The 22,790-nt window shown below is 58.4% G+C and carries 29 protein-coding genes and 1 pseudogene; 1 reads left to right on the forward strand and 29 read right to left on the reverse strand.

The features are described from left to right. Positions 1–36 precede the first annotated feature (36 nt). From V1T76_RS04625 to V1T76_RS04635, 3 genes are all read right to left on the reverse strand, one after another. Positions 37–816 (reverse strand): sterol desaturase family protein, encoded by a 780-nt coding sequence (locus V1T76_RS04625; RefSeq protein WP_330559456.1) that lies wholly within the window; start codon positions 814–816, stop codon positions 37–39. After that, a complete protein-coding gene (locus tag V1T76_RS04630) occupies positions 816–1,601 on the reverse strand; it encodes a sterol desaturase family protein (RefSeq protein ID WP_330559457.1) in 786 nt (261 codons plus the stop codon). Before V1T76_RS04630 ends, V1T76_RS04625 begins: the two co-directional genes overlap by 1 nt. 102 nt (positions 1,602–1,703) lie before the next feature. After that, a complete protein-coding gene (locus tag V1T76_RS04635; RefSeq protein WP_330559458.1) occupies positions 1,704–4,097 on the reverse strand; it encodes a patatin-like protein in 2,394 nt (797 codons plus the stop codon). A gap of 489 nt (positions 4,098–4,586) precedes the next feature. Between V1T76_RS04635 and V1T76_RS04640 the strand changes: the two are divergent. Further along, a pseudogene (locus V1T76_RS04640) lies at positions 4,587–5,247 on the forward strand (adenylate/guanylate cyclase domain-containing protein); the annotation flags it as partial. A 186-nt stretch (positions 5,248–5,433) separates the two neighbouring features. Here V1T76_RS04640 and V1T76_RS04645 read toward each other — a convergent pair. The 26 genes from V1T76_RS04645 to rplB all read right to left on the reverse strand — a co-directional run bounded on the left by V1T76_RS04645 (position 5,434) and on the right by rplB (position 22,777). Beyond that, positions 5,434–6,738, reverse strand: coding sequence for a replication-associated recombination protein A (locus tag V1T76_RS04645; protein ID WP_442970084.1), 1,305 nt, complete (start codon positions 6,736–6,738; stop codon positions 5,434–5,436). A gap of 8 nt (positions 6,739–6,746) precedes the next feature. After that, a complete protein-coding gene (locus tag V1T76_RS04650; RefSeq protein WP_330559459.1) occupies positions 6,747–8,198 on the reverse strand; it encodes a DegQ family serine endoprotease in 1,452 nt (483 codons plus the stop codon). 128 nt (positions 8,199–8,326) lie between these two features. Next, the gene (locus V1T76_RS04655) at positions 8,327–10,429 is read right to left on the reverse strand and encodes a methyl-accepting chemotaxis protein (protein WP_330559460.1); all 2,103 of its coding nucleotides are present in this window, start codon (positions 10,427–10,429) and stop codon (positions 8,327–8,329) included. Between the two features lie 261 nt (positions 10,430–10,690). Beyond that, positions 10,691–11,116 carry a 50S ribosomal protein L17 gene (rplQ, locus tag V1T76_RS04660; protein WP_330559461.1) on the reverse strand — a complete coding sequence of 142 codons (426 nt, stop codon included), beginning with the start codon at positions 11,114–11,116 and terminating at the stop codon, positions 10,691–10,693. A gap of 81 nt (positions 11,117–11,197) precedes the next feature. Next, positions 11,198–12,220: a DNA-directed RNA polymerase subunit alpha gene (locus tag V1T76_RS04665; RefSeq protein WP_006936426.1), complete on the reverse strand. Its 1,023-nt coding sequence runs from the start codon at positions 12,218–12,220 to the stop codon at positions 11,198–11,200. A 90-nt stretch (positions 12,221–12,310) separates the two neighbouring features. Next, positions 12,311–12,700, reverse strand: a complete 390-nt coding sequence (rpsK, locus tag V1T76_RS04670; RefSeq protein WP_006936427.1) for a 30S ribosomal protein S11 — start codon at positions 12,698–12,700, stop codon at positions 12,311–12,313. A 71-nt stretch (positions 12,701–12,771) separates the two neighbouring features. Then, positions 12,772–13,140, reverse strand: a complete 369-nt coding sequence (rpsM, locus tag V1T76_RS04675; protein ID WP_031268319.1) for a 30S ribosomal protein S13 — start codon at positions 13,138–13,140, stop codon at positions 12,772–12,774. A 179-nt stretch (positions 13,141–13,319) separates the two neighbouring features. After that, entirely contained in the window at positions 13,320–13,916 is a 597-nt protein-coding gene (locus V1T76_RS04680; RefSeq protein WP_330559474.1) for an adenylate kinase, read from the reverse strand. Further along, on the reverse strand, positions 13,913–15,244 hold the full coding sequence (gene secY / locus V1T76_RS04685) for a preprotein translocase subunit SecY (RefSeq protein ID WP_330559476.1): 1,332 nt from the start codon (positions 15,242–15,244) through the stop codon (positions 13,913–13,915). Before secY ends, V1T76_RS04680 begins: the two co-directional genes overlap by 4 nt. A 47-nt stretch (positions 15,245–15,291) precedes the next feature. Further along, entirely contained in the window at positions 15,292–15,759 is a 468-nt protein-coding gene (gene rplO, locus V1T76_RS04690) for a 50S ribosomal protein L15 (RefSeq protein ID WP_006936432.1), read from the reverse strand. Positions 15,760–15,780: 21 nt separating this feature from the next. Beyond that, positions 15,781–15,978 carry a 50S ribosomal protein L30 gene (gene rpmD / locus V1T76_RS04695; protein WP_006936433.1) on the reverse strand — a complete coding sequence of 66 codons (198 nt, stop codon included), beginning with the start codon at positions 15,976–15,978 and terminating at the stop codon, positions 15,781–15,783. Between the two features lie 41 nt (positions 15,979–16,019). Further along, a complete protein-coding gene (gene rpsE / locus V1T76_RS04700) occupies positions 16,020–16,586 on the reverse strand; it encodes a 30S ribosomal protein S5 (protein WP_006936434.1) in 567 nt (188 codons plus the stop codon). 41 nt (positions 16,587–16,627) lie between these two features. Next, the gene (rplR, locus tag V1T76_RS04705) at positions 16,628–16,990 is read right to left on the reverse strand and encodes a 50S ribosomal protein L18 (protein WP_006936435.1); all 363 of its coding nucleotides are present in this window, start codon (positions 16,988–16,990) and stop codon (positions 16,628–16,630) included. A 12-nt stretch (positions 16,991–17,002) separates the two neighbouring features. After that, positions 17,003–17,536, reverse strand: coding sequence for a 50S ribosomal protein L6 (gene rplF, locus V1T76_RS04710; protein ID WP_006936437.1), 534 nt, complete (start codon positions 17,534–17,536; stop codon positions 17,003–17,005). Positions 17,537–17,577: 41 nt separating this feature from the next. Beyond that, on the reverse strand, positions 17,578–17,976 hold the full coding sequence (rpsH, locus tag V1T76_RS04715) for a 30S ribosomal protein S8 (RefSeq protein WP_006936438.1): 399 nt from the start codon (positions 17,974–17,976) through the stop codon (positions 17,578–17,580). 12 nt (positions 17,977–17,988) lie between these two features. After that, positions 17,989–18,294 (reverse strand): 30S ribosomal protein S14, encoded by a 306-nt coding sequence (gene rpsN / locus V1T76_RS04720; protein ID WP_006936439.1) that lies wholly within the window; start codon positions 18,292–18,294, stop codon positions 17,989–17,991. A 21-nt stretch (positions 18,295–18,315) separates the two neighbouring features. Continuing rightward, positions 18,316–18,873 (reverse strand): 50S ribosomal protein L5, encoded by a 558-nt coding sequence (rplE, locus tag V1T76_RS04725; RefSeq protein WP_330559481.1) that lies wholly within the window; start codon positions 18,871–18,873, stop codon positions 18,316–18,318. Next, positions 18,866–19,183 (reverse strand): 50S ribosomal protein L24, encoded by a 318-nt coding sequence (rplX, locus tag V1T76_RS04730; protein WP_006936441.1) that lies wholly within the window; start codon positions 19,181–19,183, stop codon positions 18,866–18,868. The genes rplE and rplX overlap by 8 nt, the downstream gene beginning before the upstream one ends. Further along, the gene (gene rplN, locus V1T76_RS04735; protein ID WP_006936443.1) at positions 19,183–19,551 is read right to left on the reverse strand and encodes a 50S ribosomal protein L14; all 369 of its coding nucleotides are present in this window, start codon (positions 19,549–19,551) and stop codon (positions 19,183–19,185) included. Before rplN ends, rplX begins: the two co-directional genes overlap by 1 nt. A 69-nt stretch (positions 19,552–19,620) precedes the next feature. After that, positions 19,621–19,851 (reverse strand): 30S ribosomal protein S17, encoded by a 231-nt coding sequence (gene rpsQ / locus V1T76_RS04740; RefSeq protein WP_006936444.1) that lies wholly within the window; start codon positions 19,849–19,851, stop codon positions 19,621–19,623. A 10-nt stretch (positions 19,852–19,861) separates the two neighbouring features. Further along, a complete protein-coding gene (gene rpmC, locus V1T76_RS04745; RefSeq protein ID WP_006936445.1) occupies positions 19,862–20,062 on the reverse strand; it encodes a 50S ribosomal protein L29 in 201 nt (66 codons plus the stop codon). Positions 20,063–20,083: 21 nt separating this feature from the next. After that, positions 20,084–20,497, reverse strand: coding sequence for a 50S ribosomal protein L16 (gene rplP, locus V1T76_RS04750; protein ID WP_006936446.1), 414 nt, complete (start codon positions 20,495–20,497; stop codon positions 20,084–20,086). 47 nt (positions 20,498–20,544) lie between these two features. Next, positions 20,545–21,273, reverse strand: a complete 729-nt coding sequence (gene rpsC / locus V1T76_RS04755) for a 30S ribosomal protein S3 (RefSeq protein WP_006936448.1) — start codon at positions 21,271–21,273, stop codon at positions 20,545–20,547. After that, positions 21,273–21,653 carry a 50S ribosomal protein L22 gene (gene rplV, locus V1T76_RS04760; RefSeq protein WP_006936449.1) on the reverse strand — a complete coding sequence of 127 codons (381 nt, stop codon included), beginning with the start codon at positions 21,651–21,653 and terminating at the stop codon, positions 21,273–21,275. The genes rpsC and rplV overlap by 1 nt, the downstream gene beginning before the upstream one ends. Before the next feature lie 2 nt (positions 21,654–21,655). Continuing rightward, positions 21,656–21,934, reverse strand: a complete 279-nt coding sequence (gene rpsS / locus V1T76_RS04765; protein ID WP_006936450.1) for a 30S ribosomal protein S19 — start codon at positions 21,932–21,934, stop codon at positions 21,656–21,658. A 12-nt stretch (positions 21,935–21,946) separates the two neighbouring features. Then, the gene (gene rplB, locus V1T76_RS04770; protein WP_006936451.1) at positions 21,947–22,777 is read right to left on the reverse strand and encodes a 50S ribosomal protein L2; all 831 of its coding nucleotides are present in this window, start codon (positions 22,775–22,777) and stop codon (positions 21,947–21,949) included. Positions 22,778–22,790: the final 13 nt, after the last annotated feature.

Here is a 22,790-nt window from a genome sequence, read left to right on the forward strand (position 1 = left end):
GGTCGGTTGGCTGACACACGTGAGCACTGTGCGGGCTTACCCGGTTGCCTTGACTTTCGTTTCTTCCGAATCCGGAATTTCGCCGGTCTCTTCCATGGAACGCACCAGCACATCGTACTTCGGATGCACCGTTCCGCAGATCCGGTCCCAGAACGAGAAGAAGTTACCGTAATTGTAGTGAAACTGCGAATGATGCAGATCATGGAACGTCGTGCAAATCAGTGGAGACGGGAATCGCGACGATTTAGACGCGAAATATTCAAACCCGGAATGGCCGACCATGCCCGAAATCTGGTCGAACAGCCGCAGCGCAAAAACGCTTAAGGCGGGCACCGGCAATACGAACCAGACCCAAAAATAGAAGAAATGCTCGATCAACGTATCAACGGTGGTCGAGCTGTCGTTGCTCCAGACAGTCGGTGCGATCGAGCGATGATGCGGCACATGGAACTTGTAGAGCGACGGCCAGTGCAGGATCCGGTGCCCCCAGTAGAACCAGGCATCGAACAAGACAAAGCAGACGGCGAACATCAGCGGGAATGACCACCAACTCAGGTCCAGCGGCGCGACCAGCGTCCAGCCCTGGGTCTGTGCGAAATAACCGGATGACAGCAAGACGGAGGATGTCGCCAGCGCCTTCATGGAAGCGCGGATTTCCTCTGCCTGGCGCTTCATGCCGTCACGGTGCTTCTGGATCCGCCGATCAGGATGGCGGGCATTGATCGCGATCATCGTGAAGCCGGTCGTGAAATAGACCGACACCATTGCCGCATAGGTGATCGCCAGAACGATGAGGTAGTCGACAAGAAGCCCCATCACGATTTTTCCTGTTTGCCGGTGCCGGCATAAATCGCCTCGAAGCCTTCCACCCGCTCGTCATAGGTCGGATGGATGGTGCCGCAGAACCGATCCCAGAAGGAAAAGTAGTTGGCGTAATTGTAGACGAAATACTGGTGATGCTGGTCGTGATAGAGCGTGCACAGCAAGGGCCAGGGCTTGCGTGCGCTCGGGCTCGCGAAATGCTCATACCCGCAATGGCCAATTGCCGCCGATACCTGGTCGAACAGCCGGTGGCCCAGGAAAACCAGCGGGGGAATGGGCACGAAAAACAGCACCAGCGCATAGTAGGAGTGGGCAAACAGCGTATCGACGCTGGAACCCGCGTCGTTGGACCAGACGGTCGGCGTCACCGTCATGTGGTGCGGTTTATGGAACCGGTAGAACATCTTGGTGTGCAGGATCCGGTGCCCCCAATAGAACCAGGTATCGTGCAGGACCAGGGAGATCACGAAGAACAGAGGCACGGACCACCAGGACAAGGCGACAGGATCGAACAGCGTCCAGCCGCGCAACTGGGCGTAAAGGCCGATCGAAAGACAGCAGCTCGTGATCGAAAGCTGGCGCATGGAGGATTTGATATCGCGCAGGGCGTCATGCGTCGGCTGGCGCTTCTGGATCTTGCGGTCCGGATGACGCCGGTTCATTGCCGTCATGATCAGACCGGTCGTGAACAGCACGATCAAGCTGGCGGCATAAAGCCCCAGAAAGAAACCCAGAAATACCTCTGGACCAGTCCCAAATCGTTCGGCAATGAATGTCATCAACTCAAAATTCCACGCGCAATTCCTCGGCCACTTTTGTGCGTAGCGAAAGAGCAGACCTCACGTCAAGGAATGACTTGCCAAATAATGACTGTCAGCCGGTCAAACCCTCGCTGCCACATGGGCGAAGTCGGGATAGATCGACCGGATCAAGTTGTCGATCCGCTCTATTTCCTCAGGTATTTCAGAAAGTTTGCCGCGCTCTTCTTCCAGAACCGCCAGGAAGATCCGCGCACGCGCCTGATTGACCTGTATCTGCGGCAAAGTGCCCTCGCCCGCTGCCGACAGCACGATGCTGACCAGCCTGTCGGCCGCATTGAGGCGGCCCCACAGATAGTCGTGTTCCCGCCAGCCCCGGTTGAAGAAGGCGCCGAAGGTATTCAGGGACTTGCCCTTGAGGTCGAACCCCTCCGTGTAGAGACTGGCCGCGTCCGTCGGACTGATCCGGTCAACCAGGATCTCCGTCACCTCTGAAAAGTCGTTCCGCTGCAACACCGGAAAGGTGATCAGATCGAAAAACCCGAACCCGATATAGGTGCCCATCAGGGAGGTGTGACGGCTCTTGTCGAGGAGATTGCGGGCCGTGTCGGCAAAAAGCTCGTCCTGCAATCGATCCAGGTCGGCAAGCCCCATCATTTGCGTCAGCGATGTCAGCATGGGCTGGACATGCTCGGCAGCGTTCGGGCTGCCCGCCTCGACCGCCCTCACAAAAGCCTCGGCCAGATCCCGGCTGCGGCCACCAAAGAAGCTGTTGTTCCAGCGCCAGCCAAGGTGGTCGATCTGCTCGTAGAGCAGTCCCTTCATCTGATCCAGCGCCTCGACGTTGGGAGGCGGCAGGCCAGAATCGGAACGGTAGTGATAGAACCCGTTGAGCTTGCGGACCGCAAAGCGCAGTCTGCGTATTCGGTAATCGACATCAAGCCCGCGCAGCAAGCCAATCACATGCGGGTCCGTGCGGCCCAGAGCATCCTTGCTCGCAGCCGTCAGACGGCCGGTGTGACGAGAGATATGTCCTAAAATTGCCTCTTCGTGGTCCCGTGCGCACTCCAAGCCGCTGAGGCGCGCCGTCAGACCAGCCAGCCGCTCCGCAAGGGAATGCAGTTTCAGGGACTGATAATTGAGAAAGGCGAAGCCTGCCTGCTCGAAGGCGGCGACGGTTGCCTGCTTCCGGCAGTTTGACAGAATGTCCGGCGTTACCCGCCGCCGCCTGGGCAGGATGCCGGACACCGCCTTTTCGACCATGGGGCCCGCGTCGTCGATCAGTTGCGACAGCCAGCGGCTGCGCCGGTTGTTCTGTTCTAGTTCTTTCAGATCATCGCCGATAGGCTCATTGCGGGGGATGTGGGCAAGCGACGCCAGGATCACCCGAAAGAACCCGGGCAGTTCCGAAATGGTGCTGCCCGTTTCCACCGGAACAACGGGAGAAGGATCCACGTAGATCAGCCGCCGGGCGACTTCGCGCACGGCCGGCCTATCCTGTATAACGTTGATCACGGGCGCAAACGGCTTGTTCATCACCACGCTGCCGTCGACAAAACAGTGCTGACCGGCCGTCTCGGCCGTCAGATTGAGCCCTCGTGCCAGAAACGGGTCACGGTTGGCCCATGTCATGTCGTGGTCGACCAGCACCCGCTCCATTTCCGCAACCGTCGCAGGCGGAAACGCCCCCGGAAAGGAAGACGTCGCGCGGGCTGCGAAAACAATCTCGGGAATGCTGTCGGCGTCGAACTGGCTGTCGATGTGTCCGGGCATCCTGTGAGCTGCGTGGAAGTTCAGGATCCGCCGATGATCCCACTCCTCGACATAGTCCGGATCATCGAGGTGAATGCGCCGTTTGATGCCGTTGTAATCGGTGATGGTGACAAACAGGTCCAGCGTCTGCCCGCGCGGGATGAGGCTGCGGCCAGGCACCGCGCCATCCTCCATCTTCTTGCAGGCATCCAGCATCCAGCTAATGAACCTTTCGCCGGAAAAAGGTGGGGTGAACCACCTCGCCTGCATGAACAGCCGCAGCTTCTCACGCGTTTCCGCGCTTTCGATCTGCTTCGTCAGCCGGGTGGAAATAAGCTGGTCCAATACCGGTGAGATGGAAATCTTCAGATAGCGGGACAGGCCGGCCTGCGGCCGGGCCAGACGCGTGACGTCGGCGTTTTCCAGCCACATCTCGCTGTGGCTGTCGAGCGGCAGGTCGTGGGTGATGGCCCGTGCCAGCATGATGCCGTTGACGCCGCCAGCAGAAGCCCCCGCAATGGCGTCGACCACCACGCGGATATCGGCAACGGACGACAACAGATCGAGAAGATCCTTGTAGGCACTTTGAACCGGAGGCAGATCCTGATCCGGCGCATACTGGGAGAACCCGTTCGATTTGCGGTCGAGGCGGCAGCTCGATGCCCGTACGAGATTAAGGATCTCCCGGCTGACGCCATGCATGTAGATGGCAAGCGAAACGCCGCCATAAAACACCAGCGCCAATCTGAGTTCGATTTCCTTCATGAGGTCACCGCGGGGATCATCTGAAAAAGGCCTAGCAGAAAAGAATGGCTACAATCTTTATGGGACCATGCCTTTCATACGCCAATCAAGACATGGCCAAACTATGCTCAGGCCCAATCACTTCTGTGCAAACATAAATTGACACCTGGGTCTTCCGCGAACCTTGCGCTCTGCAACCGGCAACACTTTTCCCCTGCCCGCCCTTTATATTCCGCTAAGATAGTCCATGGATCCAAGTGTGATTCTCAAAAATTCAGCGCTATAAAACTGTCAATCTGACCCGACCTTTCGACGCGGAATAAAATGGCCAAGAGTGTAGAAGAAGCTGCCAAGAGCTCAGGTGAAGCCGGGCAAGCCGACAAGACAACCTCCCTGCAATCCCTGCAGGAAGAAAACGACTATCTGCGCTCCGAGCTGGAAGATCTGCGACTGCTCTATGAGGCCACCATCGAGCATGGCGAAGCGGTCGAAGACCAGCTCGCGGACCAGTCAAACAAGCTTGAGGCCCTGTCCCGGCAGCTCGCCAAATACCTGTCTCCACAGGTTTACCAGTCGATTTTCGAGGGCCGTCAGGAAGTCAAGATCGCGTCCACGCGCAAAAAGCTGACTGTATTCTTCTCCGATATTGCCGATTTCACCGAAACGGCGGACCGGCTTGAATCGGAAGAACTGACCGCAATCCTGAACCAGTACCTGACGGAGATGTCGAATATCGCCCTGCGCTATGGGGCAACGATCGACAAATACGTCGGCGACGCCATCCTGATCTTTTTCGGCGATCCGGAAACACGCGGCGTGACCGAAGATGCTCTGGCCTGTGTGCGCATGGCCATTGACATGCAGGAGCGGATGAAAGAGCTGCAGGGCGCCTGGCAGGAGGCCGGCATTTCCAAGCCCATGAAGTGCCGGATGGGCATCCACACCGACTATTGCACAGTAGGCAACTTCGGCAGCGAAGACCGGCTTGACTACACCATCATCGGCCGCGGCGTGAACACGGCGTCCCGGCTGGAGAGCCTTGCAACGCCAGGCTCGATCCTGATCTCCTTCGAAACCTATTCCCAGGTGAAGGATCAGATCAAATGCGCGGAAAACGGCGAAGTAAACGTCAAGGGCATTGCCTATCCGGTCACCACATATGAAGTGATCGGCCTGAAGGAACCCGCGCACATCAAGGGTGAGCTGGAGCTGGATCAGGTGTCACGCCAACTGGAAAAGATATCCGACACCATGGCGCCGGAAGACCGGAAAAAGCTGATCGCAGCCCTGAAAAGCGCTCTTGATCGCCTGACGTCTGCCGAAACCGCCTGAGGCTTGGCTTTCCCGGCCAGGAGTCTCAGCCGCGTTCCTTGCGCCGTTTGTCCCAGAACTCCAGGCGTTTTCTCAGTTCCCGCTCAAAGCCTCTTTGTGGCGGATCGTAATAGGTCTTGCGGCCCATCTGTTCCGGGAAATAGTCCTGGCCGGAAAAGCCGTCGGGCGCATCGTGATCGTATTGATAGCCGTCGCCGTAACCTTCCTGCTTCATCAGCTTGGTGGGCGCGTTGAGGATATGCTTGGGCGGCAACAGCGAACCGCTGGATTTCGCATCCCGCATCGCAGCCTTGTAGGCCACATAGGCACCATTCGATTTCGGGGCGGTCGCCAGATAAATCACCGATTGGGCAAGCGCCAGCTCCCCTTCCGGCGAGCCGAGCATCTGATAGGCATCGCGGGCTGCATTGGCCTGCACAAGCGCATTGGGATCGGCAAGACCGATATCCTCGACAGCCATGCGGATCAGGCGGCGCGCGAGATAAAGCGGGTCTTCTCCGCCGTCCAGCATCCGGCAAAACCAATAGAGCGCGGCATCGGGATCTGAACCGCGCACGGACTTGTGCAATGCGGAGATCAGATTGTAGTGCCCGTCGGCACTCTTGTCGTAGATGGGGGCACGCCTTTGAACGATTTCCTGAAGGCGTTCGGCATCAAAGATTTCGTCCTTGCCGGCAGCGCGCCAGACGTCCTCTGCCAGGGTCAGTGAGGAGCGCCCGTCCCCATCGGCCATGCGGATCAGCACACTGCGCGCTTCCTCATCGAGCGGCAACTGTCGCTCTTCCAGCTCCTCAGCCCTGGCCAGCAGTTTCTCGATCGCCTCTGCCGACAGTGAGTGAAACGTCATCACGTGAGATCGGGACAAGAGCGCCGCGTTGAGCTCGAAGGAGGGATTTTCCGTCGTCGCTCCCACCAGCGTGATCGTGCCGTCTTCCATAACTGGCAGAAAACTGTCCTGCTGCGCCCGATTGAACCGGTGGATCTCGTCGACGAAGAGCAGTGTTGCCCGGCCACTCATGCGCCGGGCCCGCGCCGCTTCGAACACCTTCTTCAGATCCGAAACGCCGGAAAAGATCGCGGAGATCTGCTCGAACGCAAGGTCCGTTTCGTTGGCGAGCAACCGCGCAATGGTTGTCTTGCCGGTGCCGGGAGGTCCCCAGAAGATCAGCGAGCCGAGTGTCCGCGTCTTGAGCATACGCGACAGAGTGCCCTCCGGTCCGAGCAGATGATCCTGCCCGACAACGTCGGCCAATCTGGTCGGGCGCATCCGGTCCGCCAGCGGTCGCGGACCGGATTGGCTCAATCCGGAAGCTTCAAACAGATCGCTCACACCGACACCTAACCGCGCAGAATGATCTGCGAGACCTTGCCGTCCCGCTCGATATCGATCTGCCACAAACGCGGCGGCTTCCGGGTGACGTCCTCAAGCATCTGAGTGCTCTCGATTGCCTTCTGGTTGATACCACGGATGATGTCTCCTGGACGAAGCCCCACACGGTCCGCCGTGCTGCCGCGCTTCACCTCGGCAATAGCGACACCGTCGAACAGGCCTTCAAGGCCGAGTTCTTCTGAAACAGCCGGCGAAAGGTTCATCACCGTCGCCCCTTCGAAGGGCGAATATTCGACAAGTTCCCGCGTGTCCCGCGGAACGGTTTCCGGCGCGGGTTTCAGGGAGACCGTCAGATGCTGCTCCTTGCCACTCCGAAGGACCACGAAGTCGGTTTCTTCGCCGATCATCTTTGTCGCAAACCGATACCCGAAGGAATTGGGATCGGTCACTTCCTTGCCGTCGACGGCAATCACCAGATCGCTGACACGAAGCCCGGCCTCAAAGGCCGGCGAGCCTTCGAAAACGGCTGTCACCAGCACACCTTGCGGCCTGTCGAGAGAAAGCGCTTCGGCAATTTCCGCATTCACCAGCTGTACGGTTGCACCCAGCCAGGGCCGCTGAACCTTGCCGCCATGATCTGCTGCCTGCGCAACAAAGCGCGCCATATGCGCCGGGATGGCGAAGCCGATGCCGTTGGATCCGCCGGAGCGTGAATAGATGGCCGAATTGATGCCAACCAGCTTGCCGGTCATATCGACCAGCGCTCCGCCCGAGTTGCCCGGATTGATCGCCGCGTCGGTCTGGATGAAGAACTGAAAATCCGTGACGCCGACCTGCGTTCGGGCCGTGGCGGAGACGATGCCCTGTGTCACCGTTTGGCCGACACCGAACGGGTTGCCGATGGCAAGCACGATATCACCCACTTCCAGACTGTCGGAATCCGCAAAGTCGATGCTTTCGAAAGGGCCGTCACCGCGGATTTTCAGAACCGCCAGATCAGTCCGCTCGTCCATCAGGACGATGTCGGCATCGAATTCGCGTCTGTCGTTCAAGGCAACACGAACGTCATCCGCGTCCTTGATCACGTGATGGTTGGTGATGACCGTACCGTCGGAGGAAATGATGACACCGGATCCGAGGGACGATTCCACCCGCTCACGCGGCCTGTCGTTTCCACCGGGTTGACCGAAGAACCTGCGGAAGAACGGATCGTCCATGAAAGGCGATACCTGCCGGCGCTGCACCACCTTCCGGCTGGCGTAAACGTTGACCACCGCCGGCGCTACCTTTTTCACGATGGGCGCGAAAGACAATTTGATCTGTGCATCGCTTTGCGGAACCAGGCGCAGATCGGCCGGAGACGGCTGCACGGACTGGGCAAGCGTGGCAGACACACCAATCAGGCCGGCCAGAGCGGCAAGGACTACGGGACGCGTAATGCTGGTCAGAACCAGGCGCATGGCGGGAGCCTCTTTTTCGAATCTTCTGATACCCATCGCGATACATGGCAGATAGGGAGGAAAAGAGGCAAATACAAAAGGGGCCGCCGGATTTCCGGCGACCCCTTTTTCAGTCGGTAAAGCTGACTTTAAGCCGAACGGACCTGTGCGAGGAAGCTGCGCACCTCGTGATCGAGTTCTTCCGCCTTCGACGCCATGTCCGCAGCTTCTTCGGAGAAGGTCTGAGCGGCCATGTTTGTGTCGTTGGACAGCGAGGAAACATTGCGGATGTCCTCGGTCACCTTGGAGGTGCCGCCGGCCGCCCGCTGGGTGTTTTCCGCAATGCCCTGGGTCGCATAGCTTTGTTCGGTGACGGCAGCGGCGACTTCGCTCACCGATTTGGTGATTTCGTCGATCGTTTTCTGAATGTCACCGATAGCATCGACCGCATCGTCGGTCGCGCCGCGGATGGCATCGATCTGCTGCTGGATTTCACCGGTTGCCTTGCCGGTCTGGGACGCAAGGTCCTTGACCTCGGAGGCAACCACCGCGAAGCCCTTGCCTGCCTCACCCGCACGCGCGGCTTCGATCGTGGCATTGAGCGCCAGAAGGTTGGTCTGGTCGGCAATGTCGGAAATCAACGTCACGACTTCGCCAATCCGGTTGGCGGCTTCCGCCAGGGAGCGAACTGTGTCGTTGGTCGTTTCCGCACGCTTGGTCGCCTCGGCGGCAACGCTGGAGGACCGTTCGATCAGGGTCGAAATTTCCTGGATCGAGCTGGACAGCTGATCGGAGGCGGCCGCAATCGATTCCACTTCCGCCAGGGTTTCTTCGGACATGGTTGCAGCATTGGCGGAGGTCTCTCCGGCAATGTCAGTCATGTTCCGCATCTTGTTGGCCGATTCGCGCAGACTTGCAGCCGTGTGCGCAACCTTGTCGACGACAGTGCCCACGGTTGCTTCGAAGTCACCGGCAAGGCTTGCCAGCATCTCCTGACGCTGTTCGGCCTGACGCCGTGCATCGTCCGCCTCCTCGGCAGCACGGCGCTCGTTTTCCTCAGCCGCATTCTGACGGATCTGAAGAACGGCCCGGCCGATATCGCCGATTTCGTCCTTGCGGTTCGCAGCCTTGATCTCCGCACCGAGGTTACCAGAAGCAATCTGGTTGAGCGCTCCAACCAGCGTGGTCAGCGGACGGGTGATGGACTGGGAGAAGAACAGCGCGATGACGGCAGCAATGGCAATCGTTGCCAGCGACCAGAGGAACATCTGGTCCCGCATGCGGGTGACCGCGGACAGCGTTTCTTCCACACTCTTTTCCGCAACAATCGCCCAGTTCTGCCCCTGGAAAGCAAGCGGACGGGCAACGACCAGATCGTCAACTCCGTCAGCGCCCTGCACGATGCCGGCCGCTTCCGTGCCGGCTGCGGCTTCAATCGCCGGTCCGGCAGAAACAGTGGCGCTCAGCGCCGTCGGCGCACCGGCAAGAGGCATGTCGCTCAGCACGACGCCGTCCTGATTGATCACATAGACCTGCCCGGTTTCACCCAGATCGTCCCGGTTCGCGACGACTTCGCTCAGGAAATCGGAATCGATCCGCATGACGGCGACACCGCTCAAGCTGATGGTCCCGAAGGAATTCATGAATACAGGCGACGCCAGGAACAGGGAGCCATCGCCGCCAGCCGGTGCATAGGGGGCAAACACACTGGCTGCGATCTCGCCTTCACCCAGGTTCTTGGCGGCATTGAAAACCGTCTCCAGCCCGGTGCCCTCGGCAACACTGCCTTCGCCGATCTTGGACAGGAACTCGTCGCCCTTGGTCACGGAATAAAGAACGAGACCGGCGTTATCGATGAGATAGAGGTCGGCAAAGCCGCCGTTCTTCCAGACATTGTAGAAAGCCGGGTGCGCTTCGGTGTGGCGCCAGGCGTACATCGTCTTCTGTTCCTTGCCAGTCACCGTGGCACGCTCTTCAGGTGTCTGCGGCGCCTGGAACAGCGCGAGAATTTCTTCCTTTTCCTTGGCAAGGTTCATCGTCGCATTGCCAAGATTGCTCAGCGGATCGGAGACGCTGGAAGCCAGATTGACGATCTGGGATTCTGCGGCGTGCAAGCGGGACTGCAGGAGCGCATTGCGGGCTGTAATGACCATACCGAGTTCGGCTTCCGCCGCTTGCTGCAGTCCGTCACGACCGGTCATGTAACCGATAAGGCCCACAGCAGCACATGCTGCGACCGTAATTACGATCATCAAAGCCGGAATAACAAAAGAAAGTCTAAGAGAAGGCGTCCTTTTCTTAGAGACCGAATTCGTTTTAGCTGTCACAGTAATTCTCCCCAGCCACTCCCACTAGTCTAGGAGGCATGGGATGAGCCTAGGCAGTTTTCCTTAAATCATTGATAATTGCGGTCTCATTATTCGAAATGAAATCGTCAATTCTGACAATCGTTTGGACAACAAAAAAGGCGGGCATTTCTGCCCGCCTTCTAGATTTGCCGAATAGGCAAAATTTTACGCTGCGTTTTCAGCTGCTTCTTCAGCTTCCACGCGAGCGCGGTCTTCTGCACCGCGTGCTTCCGGATCACGGTCGACCAGCTCGATGACAGCCATCGGAGCGTTGTCGCCATAACGGAAACCGGCTTTCAGGACGCGGGAATAGCCGCCGCTGCGGTCCTTGTAACGCTCGCCGAGCGTTTCGAACAGCTTGGCAACCATTGCCGTATCGCGAATCTGCGAAATGGCCTGGCGGCGTGCATGCAGGTCACCGCGCTTGCCCAGGGTGATGAGCTTGTCGATGATCGGCTTCATTTCTTTAGCCTTCGGCAGGGTCGTCACGATCTGTTCGTGCTTGATCAGCGACGCTGCCATGTTAGCGAACATAGCCTTACGGTGGCTAGAGGTCCGGTTGAGCTTGCGGCCGGATTTACCGTGGCGCATGGCCCTCTCCTTTTTCTTTCAGGCAGTCAGTTCTTCTGGTTGAACTCTTGCCCGGTTGATCCTCACAGGACGCGTGCGCCCTTAGTACTGATGGTCTTCGTAGCGCTTGGCGAGATCATCGATGTTCTCAGGCGGCCAGTTGGCAACTTCCATGCCGAGATGGAGACCCATCTGAGCGAGAACTTCCTTGATTTCGTTCAGCGACTTGCGGCCGAAATTCGGGGTCCGCAGCATTTCCGCTTCGGTCTTCTGAATGAGATCGCCAATATACACGATATTGTCGTTCTTCAGGCAGTTTGCAGACCGTACAGACAGTTCCAGCTCGTCGACCTTCTTCAGAAGCGCAGGGTTGAAAGCCAGTTCCGGGACGCTGTCCTCGGCGACTTCACGCTGCGGCTCTTCGAAGTTGACGAATATGGAGAGCTGATCCTGCAGAATGCGTGCAGCGAATGCCACGGCGTCTTCCGGCTTGACGGAACCATCGGTTTCGACAGTCAGGGTCAGCTTGTCATAGTCAAGAACCTGGCCTTCACGGGTGTTTTCCACCTTGTAGGAGACCTTCTTGACCGGAGAGTAGAGGCTGTCGACCGGGATCAGGCCAATTGGCGCATCTTCCGGGCGGTTCCGGTCCGAAGAATGATAGCCCTTGCCGGTGTTGACGGTGAATTCCATGCGGATTTCAGCGCCTTCATCCAGCGTGCAGAGCACCAGTTCCGGATTGAGAACCTCGACATCGCCAACAGTCTGGATATCGCCGGCGGTGACAACACCAGGTCCCTGCTTGCGCACAACCATGCGCTTGGGGCCCTCGCCTTCCATACGGATGGCGATTTCCTTGATATTCAGCACGATGTCGGTGACATCTTCCCGGACACCCGGGATCGACGAGAACTCATGCAGAACGCCATCGATCTGAACGGCGGTCACGGCTGCACCCTGCAGTGAAGACAGCAGAATGCGGCGCAGCGCGTTGCCAAGGGTCAGACCGTAGCCACGCTCGAGCGGCTCGGCAACGACAGTTGCCAAGAAGCGCGGGTCTTCACCCGGCTTGATCTCGAGTTTGGTCGGCTTGATCAGTTCTTGCCAGTTTTTTTGAATGGTCACGTTTTCGTCCCTTCGGCTATCCCGCCCGGCGGATCAACGCCAGGCCATTCTTTGCCATTTGGAGAAACAAGTACCTAAAGCTGGGAAGCCTTAGACGCGGCGACGCTTGCGCGGACGGCAGCCGTTGTGCGGAATCGGCGTCACGTCACGGATGGACGTGATCAGGAAACCGGCAGCCTGCAGGGCGCGCAAAGCAGATTCACGACCGGAACCCGGACCGCGCACTTCCACTTCGAGGGTGCGCATGCCGTGCTCGGCAGCTTTTTTCGCAGCGTCTTCCGCAGCAACCTGGGCAGCATACGGAGTGGACTTACGGGAACCTTTGAAACCGAGTGCACCGGCGGACGACCAGGAGATCGCGTTGCCCTGTGCGTCGGTGATCGTGATCATGGTGTTGTTGAACGTGGAGTTCACATGCGCAACGCCAGAAGAGATGTTCTTGCGTTCGCGGCGACGCACGCGCGTCGTGTCTTTAGCCATTCTCTTATCCTTGTTTTGATCTCGTCACTGCCGTAATGCCGGCAGCTCCACCACCAATCCAGGCAGGGTAATTATTTCTTCTTACCTGCGATCGGTTTAGCCGGACCCTTGCGGGTACGTGCGTTCGTGTGCGTCCGCTGGCCGCGAACCGGCAGGCCGCGACGGTGACGCAGGCCGCGGTAGCAGCCAAGGTCCATCAGACGCTTGATGTTCATTGCGGTCTCACGACGCAGGTCACCTTCAACGAGGTAATCGCGGTCGATGGTTTCGCGGATGGACAGGACTTCTGCGTCAGAAAGCTCGTTCACACGGCGGGCAGCATCGATGTTGTTCTTTTCGATGATTTCCTGGGCGAATTTCGCGCCAATGCCGTGAATATACTGAAGCGCGATGACTACACGCTTGTTCGTCGGGATGTTAACGCCAGCAATACGTGCCACGTTCGTCTCCATGATTACGCGACGAGACCGTGGTCTTGCCGCAGGTTATAATGCCCGCGTCCGGTGGAGTCCGGCCCTTGCGGGTACGAAAATGCCGGGGTAGCCCCGGCACAGAGAATGCCGGCCCCACTTACATGGAACCGGCTTAACTGTAAGGTAGAGCGGGTCGTTTAACGGCTCTAAACCTTTTCGTCAAGTCCTTGAAGAACGGAATCTATTGAAGCCGTTACTTCTTCAATGGATTGCATGCCGTCGATCACCGAAAGAAGACCTGTCTTCTCGTAATACGGCACAACAACTGCGGTATCGCGGTTATAGGCTTCAAGACGTTGCTTGAAGACTTCCGGGTCATCGTCCTTGCGCACCGGCTGACCGGCAGCCTGTGCATCCGCGGCACGTTTGATGATCCGGTCAACCAGCTTGGACTGGTCGACACGCAGTTCGATGACGGCGTTCAGTTTGAGGCTATTTGCTTCCAGCATCTCGTCAAGCGCTTCGGCCTGTGCAAGCGTGCGCGGGAAGCCGTCGAGAATGAATCCGTTCTTGGCGTCTTCTTCGGCGATCCGGTCGCGGATGATACCGACGACGATCTCATCCGAAACAAGTCCACCTGCATCCATCACTTCCTTGGCTTTGAGGCCTACCGGGGTTTTGGCGGCCACGGCAGCCCGCAACATGTCTCCGGTGGAGAGTTGCGGAATCTCGTATTTCGCAACGAGATGTGCTGCTTGTGTCCCCTTCCCCGCTCCTGGCGGTCCAACCAGAATAAGCCTCATCGACGCCTCCCACTCAATTTCGCTTTTTTCACCAGACCCTCATATTGATGCGCAAGCAAGTGGCCCTGGATCTGTGACACGGTATCCATCGTCACGCTTACGACAATCAGCAAAGAGGTGCCACCGAAATAGAACGGAACGCCGGTCGCCGAAATAAGGAATTCGGGTAATAGACAAACGACGGTGATGTAAATGGCACCGACCACCGTAATGCGCGTCAGAACGTAGTCGATATATTGGGCGGTGCGCTCACCGGGACGAATACCCGGTATGAAGCCGCCATGTTTCTTCAGGTTGTCAGCCGTATCGCTCGGGTTGAACACGATCGCTGTGTAGAAGAAACAGAAAAACACGATCATCGCGGCGTAGAACACCATGAACAACGGCTGACCGTGGCCAAGCGCCGCCGTGATATACGTCAGCCATTCGTTGCCGGAACCCTGGCTGAAACCGCCAATGGTCGCCGGAACGAGCAGAAGCGACGACGCGAAGATCGGCGGTATGACACCGGCAGTGTTCAGCTTCAGCGGCAGGAACGAGGTATTGCCCTCGAACATGCGGTTGCCCATCTGGCGCTTTGGATACTGGATCAGAAGCCGGCGTTGCGCCCGCTCCATGAAAACGATCAGCGCGATCACGACGACGGCCAGAATCAGCACGCCGAGAATCAGGATCGTCGACAGCGACCCCTGGCGGCCGAGCTCAAGCACGTTGACCAGTGCCACCGGCAGACCGGCGACGATGCCTGCAAAGATGATCAGGGAAATACCGTTACCGATGCCGCGCGAGGTGATCTGTTCACCAAGCCACATCAGGAACATGGTACCGCCGACCAGCGTCAGCACAGTGGATCCGCGGAAGAACCAGCCCGGATCGGTCACGACGTTGGTCGCCCCTTCCAGACCCACCGCAATACCGTATGCCTGGAACGCGGCCAGGATGACAGTCCCGTAGCGGGTGTACTGGTTGATGACTTTGCGGCCCTGCTCGCCTTCCTTCTTCAGCTGTTCGAGAGACGGCACGACAGTCGTCATGAGCTGCATGATGATGGAAGCGGAAATATATGGCATGATGCCGAGAGCGAAAATCGCCATGCGCTGGACAGCACCGCCGGAAAACATGTTGAACATGCCGATGATGCCGGACTGGGCCTGATTGAAGGCCTGCGCGAAGGCGTCCGGATTGATGCCGGGCAAGGGAATGTAAGTGCCCAGTCGATAAACCAAAAGCGCCCCCAGTGTGAACCAGATGCGCTTTTTGAGTTCTTCAGCCTTGGCGAAAGCTGAGAAATTGAGATTTGACGCCAGTTGCTCGGCGGCCGATGCCATGCCCTACTCCGGAATGCTTGCCCAGGAAATGGGTGAAGCCCAGGCTGTTAAGCCTGAGCTCCCTGTACGGCAACCTTGCCGCCTGCTTTTTCAATCGCTGCAACAGCGCCCTTGGAGGCACCGGCAACTTCAAAGGTCACTGCAGCGGTGAGTTCACCGTTGGCAACGATGCGCACACCGTCACGGACCCGCTTGACTACGCCTGCAGCCTTCAACGCTTCGACGGTAACCGTCTCGGACGCATTCAGCTTGCCTGCATCGATCGCCTTCTGAACACGGCCGATGGACACGGTATTGTAGTCCTTGGCAAAAATGTTCGTGAAGCCGCGCTTCGGCAGACGGCGGTGAAGCGGCATCTGACCGCCTTCAAAGCCTTTGATGGCAACGCCGGAACGGGATTTCTGACCTTTGACACCACGGCCACCGGTCTTGCCCTTGCCGGACCCGATGCCGCGAGCCACACGCATGCGGTCTTTTACGGCACCTTCGTTGTCACGAAGTTCATTGAGCTTCATGTTCGTATCTCCTCACCCCGTTTACGCGTTGTCTTCGACGACGCGAACGAGATGCTGGACCTTATTGATCATGCCGCGCACTTCAGGAGTGTCCTTCAGTGTGGAACGGCGGTGCATCTTGTTCAGGCCGAGACCGACGAGCGTCGCGCGCTGGTCCTTAGGACGGCGCAGCGGGCTGCCGATCTGTTCGACCGTGACAGTCTTTTCGGTGTTCGCCATGGAACATACCCTCTCTCAGCTGGGGACCGGAGCCGCTAAGGTCAAGCCTCAGCGGCAGCCGAAGCCGCCTCATCGTTGTTGTCACGACGGCGGGACTGCAGCACAGAGACCTTGAGGCCACGGCGGGCAGCGACGGAACGCGGGCTGTCTTCCTTGGTCAGCGCAGCAAAAGTTGCACGAACCATGTTGTAGGGGTTGGAGGTCCCCAGAGACTTGGCCACAACGTCCTGGACGCCGAGCGTTTCGAAAACGGCACGCATCGGACCGCCTGCGATGATCCCGGTACCGGCCGGAGCTGCACGAAGCAGAACCTTGCCAGCGCCGTGACGGCCTTCCACATCGTGGTGGAGGGTCCGGCCTTCGCGAAGCGGCACACGGATCATCGTGCGTTTTGCTGCTTCAGTTGCCTTACGGATGGCTTCCGGCACTTCACGTGCCTTGCCATGACCGAAGCCGACACGGCCCTTCTGGTCACCAACCACTACAAGTGCTGCGAAGCCGAAACGACGGCCACCCTTGACCACTTTCGCAACGCGGTTGATGTGAACGAGCTTGTCGACGAATTCGCTGTCTCGCTCGTCGCGATCGCGATTTTCTTGTCTCGCCATATTATACGTCTTCCGTTCTTAAGAGCGCCAACGGGCGCTGGTCAGAATTCAAGTCCACCTTCACGGGCTGCATCAGCAAGCGCTTTTACGCGTCCATGATACTGGTACCCGCCACGGTCGAACACGACCTGCTTTACGCCAGCGGCCGCAGCACGCTCGGCGACAAGCTTGCCAACGGCTGCGGCTGCAGCGACGTCGGCGCCCGTTTTCAGGCTGCCCTTGAGATCTTTTTCGATCGTTGAAGCAGAGACAATCGTATGTCCCTTCGCATCGTCGATGATCTGGGCGTAGATCTGCTTCGACGAGCGGAAGACAGAAAGGCGCGGACGACCGTTCGCGGCTTTCTGAATCGAACGACGCACGCGATCGCGGCGGCGCTCGAAAGCTTGTTTGCTGTTCGCCATGATCTGGGTCCGTTACTTCTTCTTGCCTTCTTTGCGGACGATGAACTCGCCTGCATAACGAACGCCTTTGCCCTTGTAGGGCTCCGGCGGGCGGAATTCACGAATTTCAGCCGCAACCTGACCGACGCGCTGTTTGTCGGTACCGGTGATGCTGATTTCCGTCGGCTTCGGGCACACAATATCGATACCATCCGGAATCGGATAGACGACGTCATGAGAGAAACCGAGCGCCAGCTGAAGGTTCTTACCCTGGACCTGAGCGCGGTAACCGACACCGGTAATAGCGAGGTCTTTCTTGAAGCCCTCGGTCACACCGGTGATCAGGTTCGCGACCATGGTGCGGCTCATGCCCCACATGGAGCGAGCCGGCTTGGTGCTGTTGCACGGATCGATTTTGATCCCATCATCCGTCATTTCGGCCAGAACAAGATCATTGAGCACGAAGGACTTTTCGCCTTTCGGGCCCTTGATCGTAACCGTCTGACCGTCGATCGATGCCGTTACCCCGCTTGGCACGGGGACTGGCTTTTTGCCAATACGAGACATATGACCAACCTTGTCGTTGTTTTAAAAGTGAGGATGCCGCATCAGAAGACGCGGCACAGAACCTCACCACCTACGTTTTCGTCCCGCGCCTGATGGTCGCTCATGACGCCGCGCGGAGTCGAAATGATCGACACGCCCAAGCCATTAGAGACATGCGGGATATTTTTCACCGACGAGTACACGCGGCGGCCCGGCTTGGACACACGTTCGATCGTGCGGATAACCGGTTCACCGTCGAAATACTTCAGTTCGATTTCCAACTCGGACTTACCGCCCTCGTATTCAACCGTGGTGTAGCCACGGATGTACCCCTCTTTTGCGAGCACATCAAGTACATGTGCACGCAATTTGGAATTTGGTGAACTGACCTTGTTCTTGCGACGCATCTGCGCGTTGCGAATGCGGGTCAGCATATCCCCCAACGGATCAGAAATTGCCATCGGAGTTTCTCCTTACCAGCTCGACTTGACCAGGCCCGGGATCTTACCCAGGGAACCCAGTTCACGAAGCGCAATACGCGACATCTTCAGCTTGCGGTAAAAACCGCGCGGACGGCCGGACACTTCGCAACGATTGCGAACGCGGTTCGGCGCGGAGTTCCGCGGCAGTTTCGCCAGCTTCAGGCGTGCGTTGTACCGCTCTTCCAGGGACAGGCTTTCATCTTTAGCCAGTGCCTTCAGGGCAGCGCGCTTCTCAGCGTATTTCTTGACAAGCTTCTCGCGGCGCTTGTTTTTCTCGATTGCGCTTTTCTTCGCCATCGTCGATCCCTTCCTTGCCCGTTACTTCGTGAACGGGAAGTTGAACGCGCGCAGAAGCTCGCGTGCTTCGTCGTCATTCGGCGCCGTGGTGCAGATGATCACGTCCATGCCCCAGATCTGGTCGACCTTGTCGTACTCGATTTCCGGGAACACGATGTGTTCTTTGATGCCCATTGCGTAGTTGCCGCGACCGTCGAAGCTCTTCGGGTTCAGGCCGCGGAAGTCACGAACGCGCGGCAGCGCGATGGTGATCAGGCGGTCCAGGAATTCGAACATCTGCTGGCGGCGCAGGGTAACCTTTGCGCCAAGCGGCATGCCTTCGCGGACCTTGAAGGTCGCGATGGATTTTTTCGCTTTGGTGATGACCGGCTTCTGACCGGCGATCAGTGCCAGATCGTCAGCGGCAATACGCGCTTTCTTGGAATCGCTCACCGCTTCGCCGACACCGACGTTGAGAACGATTTTTTCCAGCTGCGGAACCTGCATGACGTTCTTGTACTGGAACTTTTCCATAAGCTGCTTGCGCACAACTTCGTCATAGTGCGTCTTCAGACGCGGCACGTTAGTGGTCTCAGCCATCGATCAGGTCTCCCGAACGCTTGGCCACACGGACCTTGGTGCCATCGTCCTGCACTTTGAAGCCGACGCGAGTCGCCTTGCCGTCCTTCGGATCGGCCAGTGCGACGTTGGAAAGGTGAATCGGGGCTTCCTTGGCCACGATGCCTGCTTCCTGCGTCTGGGTCTGCTTCTGGTGGCGGCGAACCATGTTGATGCCGCGGACCAGGGCCTTGTTGTCAGCCGGCAGCATCTGGATGACTTCGCCGGACTTACCCTTGTCACGGCCGGTCAGCACAACCACCGTGTCGCCTTTTTTAATTTTCGCAGCCATCAGAGCACCTCCGGCGCGAGCGAAATGATTTTCATATGGTTCTTTGCACGGAGTTCGCGCGGTACCGGTCCGAAGATACGGGTGCCGATCGGCTCCTTGTTGTTGTTGACCAGCACGGCCGCATTGCGGTCGAACCGGATCACGCTGCCATCGGGACGGCGGATATCCTTTGCCGTGCGCACGACGACAGCCTTCATCACGTCGCCCTTTTTAACGCGGCCCCGCGGAATTGCCTCTTTGACGGAGACGACGATGATGTCGCCAACCTGGGCATATTTACGCTTGGAGCCGCCGAGCACTTTGATGCACATGACACGACGAGCGCCGGAATTATCGGCGACGTCGAGGTTTGTTTGCATCTGAATCATGACTGGCTGCCTTGTTCTTCTGATGGCGCTCGGGTCACGGGCGCCTGATGCTCACTGAATGGAGCGCGGTCACTGAGCGACCACGGTCCAACGTTTGTTTTTCGAGATCGGCGCGCATTCTTCGATCTGAACAATGTCGCCAACCTTGTACTGGTTGTTTTCATCGTGTGCGCGGTACTTCTTGGTCCGGCGCACAGTCTTCTTCAGCAGCGGGTGCGTGAAGCGGCGCTCCACATTCACCGTCACCGTCTTGTCATTGGCGTCGCTGACAACGGTGCCCTGCAGGATACGCTTCGGCATGGCCGTCTCCTTACGCGTTCGCCGACACGCGCTTCTCGCGCATGATCGTCTGGATACGTGCGATGTCGCGGCGGATCTGCCGGACACGCGCAGTGTTTTCAAGCTGACCCGTAGCCCGCTGGAAGCGCAGGTTGAACTGCTCTTTCTTCAGGCCTTCAAGCTCACTGCGGAGCTCGTCGAGGGTCTTAGCCCGTACATCGGTAGCCTTCATGGCTCTAACTCCTCGCCTGCCTTACTCGCCGATACGCTGAACGAAACGGCACTTGATCGGCAGCTTGGCTGCAGCAAGACGCATAGCTTCACGCGCAATGTCTTCCGGCACACCATCGATTTCGAACATGATCCGGCCCGGCTTGACACGGCAAGCCCAGTAATCCGGAGAACCCTTACCTTTACCCATGCGGACTTCAGCAGGTTTCGAGGAAACCGGGACGTCCGGGAAGATGCGGATCCAAACACGACCCGCACGCTTCATGTGGCGGGTCATAGCACGGCGGGCCGCTTCGATCTGACGTGCCGTAACACGCTCCGGCTCCATAGCCTTCAGACCGAATGCGCCGAAGTTGAGGTCAGTGCCCCCCTTCGACAAGCCGTGGATGCGGCCCTTGTGCTGCTTGCGGAACTTTGTGCGCTTCGGTTGCAGCATCGTTCTTCTCTCGTCTTTCTTAAGTTACGAGCGGCAGGCAGCTTGAATTAAGCTGCGCGCTCGCGGCCCCGATCCCGGCGTCCGCCGCGATCACCCTGGTTGCCTTCGGAAGCAGCGGTCGCACGGCGTTCAGACGCCATCGGATCGTGTTCCAGAATTTCACCCTTGAAGATCCAGACCTTCACACCGCACACGCCATAAGCCGTGTGAGCGCTTGCAACACCATAGTCGATGTCCGCACGCAGAGTGTGAAGCGGCACGCGGCCTTCGCGGTACCATTCGATACGCGCAATTTCCGCGCCGCCGAGACGGCCACCGCAGTTGATACGAATGCCCTGGGCACCGAGACGCATGGCGGACTGAACAGCCCGTTTCATGGCGCGACGGAATGCAACACGGCGTTCCAGCTGCTGGGCAATCGACTGGGCGACCAGGGTCGCGTCGATTTCCGGCTTGCGCACTTCAACAATGTTGAGGTGCACTTCGGAATTGGTGATGTCGGCAATCTTCTTGCGAAGACGCTCGATATCGGCGCCCTTTTTACCGATGACCACACCCGGACGACCCGAATGAATGGACACGCGGCACTTTTTGTGCGGGCGTTCGATGACAACCTTGGATACTGCAGCCTGCTTCAGTTCTTTCAGCAGGAGCTCACGGATGCGGAAATCTTCGTGCAGAAGATCGCCGTACTCGTTCTTGTTCGCGTACCAGCGGCTATCCCAGGTGCGGTTGATCCCGAGGCGCATGCCGATCGGGTTTGTCTTATGTCCCATCAGGCAGTCTCCTCAACTTCGCGCACGACGATGGTCAGGTTCGAGAACGGCTTCTCGATCCGGCCAACACGGCCGCGTGCACGGGCCTGGAACCGCTTGATCACAAATGCCTTGCCGACATGTGCTTCAGCAACCACCAGGTTGTCGATGTCCAGGTCATGGTTGTTTTCCGCGTTGGCAATCGCGGACATCAAGGTCTTCTTGACGTCCTGCGCAATGCGCTTGCGGGAGAATGTCAGGTCCGCAATCGCGGAACCGACTTTTTTACCACGGATCGAAGCCGCAACGAGGTTCAGCTTGCGCGGAGAAACGCGCAGCATGCGGGTCATTGCCCGGGCCTCGTTGTCAGCGAGCGTCCGCTCACGCTTCGGCTTGCCCATCGTTACTTCCTCTTCGCCTTCTTGTCGGCGCCGTGTCCATAATAGGTCCGGCTCGGCGAAAACTCGCCGAACTTGTGACCGATCATTTCTTCAGACACCAGCACCGGAACGTGCTTTTGACCGTTGTAGACGCCGAAGGTCAAACCGACGAACTGCGGCAGGATGGTAGAGCGGCGGCTCCAGGTCTTGATGACCTCGCTCCGGCCGGACTCACGGACCTTGTCCGCTTTCTTCAGCAGATACCCGTCGACAAACGGACCTTTCCAGATCGAACGTGCCACGATCCTTGCCCTTTACTTCTTCGCGTGACGGCTGCGGACGATAAACTTATCAGTCTGCTTATTGCGCCGCGTACGCTTACCTTTGGTCGGTTTACCCCAAGGAGTAACCGGATGACGACCGCCGGAGGTCCTGCCTTCACCACCACCATGCGGGTGGTCGATCGGGTTCATGGCAACACCGCGAGTATGCGGACGAATGCCAAGCCAGCGGGAACGGCCTGCTTTACCCAGGTTAACGTTGGCGTGGTCCGGGTTGGACACGGCGCCAATGGAAGCCATGCAGGTTCCGAGCACACGGCGCTGCTCGCCAGACATCAGGCGCAGCGTGGTGTAGCCCTGGTCGCGGCCGACGATCTGAACGAACGCGCCTGCCGAACGAGCGATCTGGGCGCCTTTGCCCGGCTTCAGCTCGACATTGTGCACGATCGTGCCAACCGGAATGCGAGCCAGAGGCGCAGCATTGCCCGGTTTCACGTCGACGGATTCACCGGCGACGACGGTGTCGCCAGCAGCCAGGCGCTGCGGCGCCAGGATGTAGCTCAGTTCACCGTCTTCGTAACGGATGAGAGCAATGAATGCGGTCCGGTTCGGATCGTATTCAAGGCGCTCGACCGTAGCCGGAACGTCCCATTTACGGCGCTTGAAGTCGACAAGACGGTAAGACCGCTTGTGACCGCCACCGCGGTTCGGAGACGTCAGGCGGCCGGCGTTGTTGCGGCCACCGGACTTGGACAGGCCTTCGGTCAGGGTCTTGACCGGCTTGCCTTTCCACAGACCAGAGCGATCAACTTGAACCAGCTGACGGCGGCCTGGGGACGTCGGGTTGAATGTCTTAAGTGCCATTTTTCTTAAGTCC

Source organism: Roseibium sp. FZY0029, assembly GCF_036350355.1.
Lineage (GTDB): Bacteria > Pseudomonadota > Alphaproteobacteria > Rhizobiales > Stappiaceae > Roseibium.

What these genes read in the sequence shown, in the direction of transcription:
- V1T76_RS04625 (WP_330559456.1), bottom strand. Translation starts at nt 816, where the DNA reads ATGGGGCTTCTTGTCGACTACCTCATCGTTCTGGCGATCACCTATGCG.
- V1T76_RS04630 (WP_330559457.1), bottom strand. Translation starts at nt 1,601, where the DNA reads ATGACATTCATTGCCGAACGATTTGGGACTGGTCCAGAGGTATTTCTG.
- V1T76_RS04635 (WP_330559458.1), bottom strand. Translation starts at nt 4,097, where the DNA reads ATGAAGGAAATCGAACTCAGATTGGCGCTGGTGTTTTATGGCGGCGTT.
- V1T76_RS04650 (WP_330559459.1), bottom strand. Translation starts at nt 8,198, where the DNA reads ATGCGCCTGGTTCTGACCAGCATTACGCGTCCCGTAGTCCTTGCCGCT.
- V1T76_RS04655 (WP_330559460.1), bottom strand. Translation starts at nt 10,429, where the DNA reads ATGATCGTAATTACGGTCGCAGCATGTGCTGCTGTGGGCCTTATCGGT.
- rplQ (WP_330559461.1), bottom strand. Translation starts at nt 11,116, where the DNA reads ATGCGCCACGGTAAATCCGGCCGCAAGCTCAACCGGACCTCTAGCCAC.
- rpsK (WP_006936427.1), bottom strand. Translation starts at nt 12,700, where the DNA reads ATGGCTAAAGACACGACGCGCGTGCGTCGCCGCGAACGCAAGAACATC.
- V1T76_RS04680 (WP_330559474.1), bottom strand. Translation starts at nt 13,916, where the DNA reads ATGAGGCTTATTCTGGTTGGACCGCCAGGAGCGGGGAAGGGGACACAA.
- secY (WP_330559476.1), bottom strand. Translation starts at nt 15,244, where the DNA reads ATGGCATCGGCCGCCGAGCAACTGGCGTCAAATCTCAATTTCTCAGCT.
- rplO (WP_006936432.1), bottom strand. Translation starts at nt 15,759, where the DNA reads ATGAAGCTCAATGAACTTCGTGACAACGAAGGTGCCGTAAAAGACCGC.
- rpmD (WP_006936433.1), bottom strand. Translation starts at nt 15,978, where the DNA reads ATGGCGAACACCGAAAAGACTGTCACGGTCGAACAGATCGGCAGCCCG.
- rpsE (WP_006936434.1), bottom strand. Translation starts at nt 16,586, where the DNA reads ATGGCGAGACAAGAAAATCGCGATCGCGACGAGCGAGACAGCGAATTC.
- rplR (WP_006936435.1), bottom strand. Translation starts at nt 16,990, where the DNA reads ATGGCGAACAGCAAACAAGCTTTCGAGCGCCGCCGCGATCGCGTGCGT.
- rplF (WP_006936437.1), bottom strand. Translation starts at nt 17,536, where the DNA reads ATGTCTCGTATTGGCAAAAAGCCAGTCCCCGTGCCAAGCGGGGTAACG.
- rpsH (WP_006936438.1), bottom strand. Translation starts at nt 17,976, where the DNA reads ATGGCAATTTCTGATCCGTTGGGGGATATGCTGACCCGCATTCGCAAC.
- rpsN (WP_006936439.1), bottom strand. Translation starts at nt 18,294, where the DNA reads ATGGCGAAGAAAAGCGCAATCGAGAAAAACAAGCGCCGCGAGAAGCTT.
- rplE (WP_330559481.1), bottom strand. Translation starts at nt 18,873, where the DNA reads ATGGCTGAGACCACTAACGTGCCGCGTCTGAAGACGCACTATGACGAA.
- rplX (WP_006936441.1), bottom strand. Translation starts at nt 19,183, where the DNA reads ATGGCTGCGAAAATTAAAAAAGGCGACACGGTGGTTGTGCTGACCGGC.
- rplN (WP_006936443.1), bottom strand. Translation starts at nt 19,551, where the DNA reads ATGATTCAGATGCAAACAAACCTCGACGTCGCCGATAATTCCGGCGCT.
- rpsQ (WP_006936444.1), bottom strand. Translation starts at nt 19,851, where the DNA reads ATGCCGAAGCGTATCCTGCAGGGCACCGTTGTCAGCGACGCCAATGAC.
- rpmC (WP_006936445.1), bottom strand. Translation starts at nt 20,062, where the DNA reads ATGAAGGCTACCGATGTACGGGCTAAGACCCTCGACGAGCTCCGCAGT.
- rplP (WP_006936446.1), bottom strand. Translation starts at nt 20,497, where the DNA reads ATGCTGCAACCGAAGCGCACAAAGTTCCGCAAGCAGCACAAGGGCCGC.
- rpsC (WP_006936448.1), bottom strand. Translation starts at nt 21,273, where the DNA reads ATGGGACATAAGACAAACCCGATCGGCATGCGCCTCGGGATCAACCGC.
- rplV (WP_006936449.1), bottom strand. Translation starts at nt 21,653, where the DNA reads ATGGGCAAGCCGAAGCGTGAGCGGACGCTCGCTGACAACGAGGCCCGG.
- rplB (WP_006936451.1), bottom strand. Translation starts at nt 22,777, where the DNA reads ATGGCACTTAAGACATTCAACCCGACGTCCCCAGGCCGCCGTCAGCTG.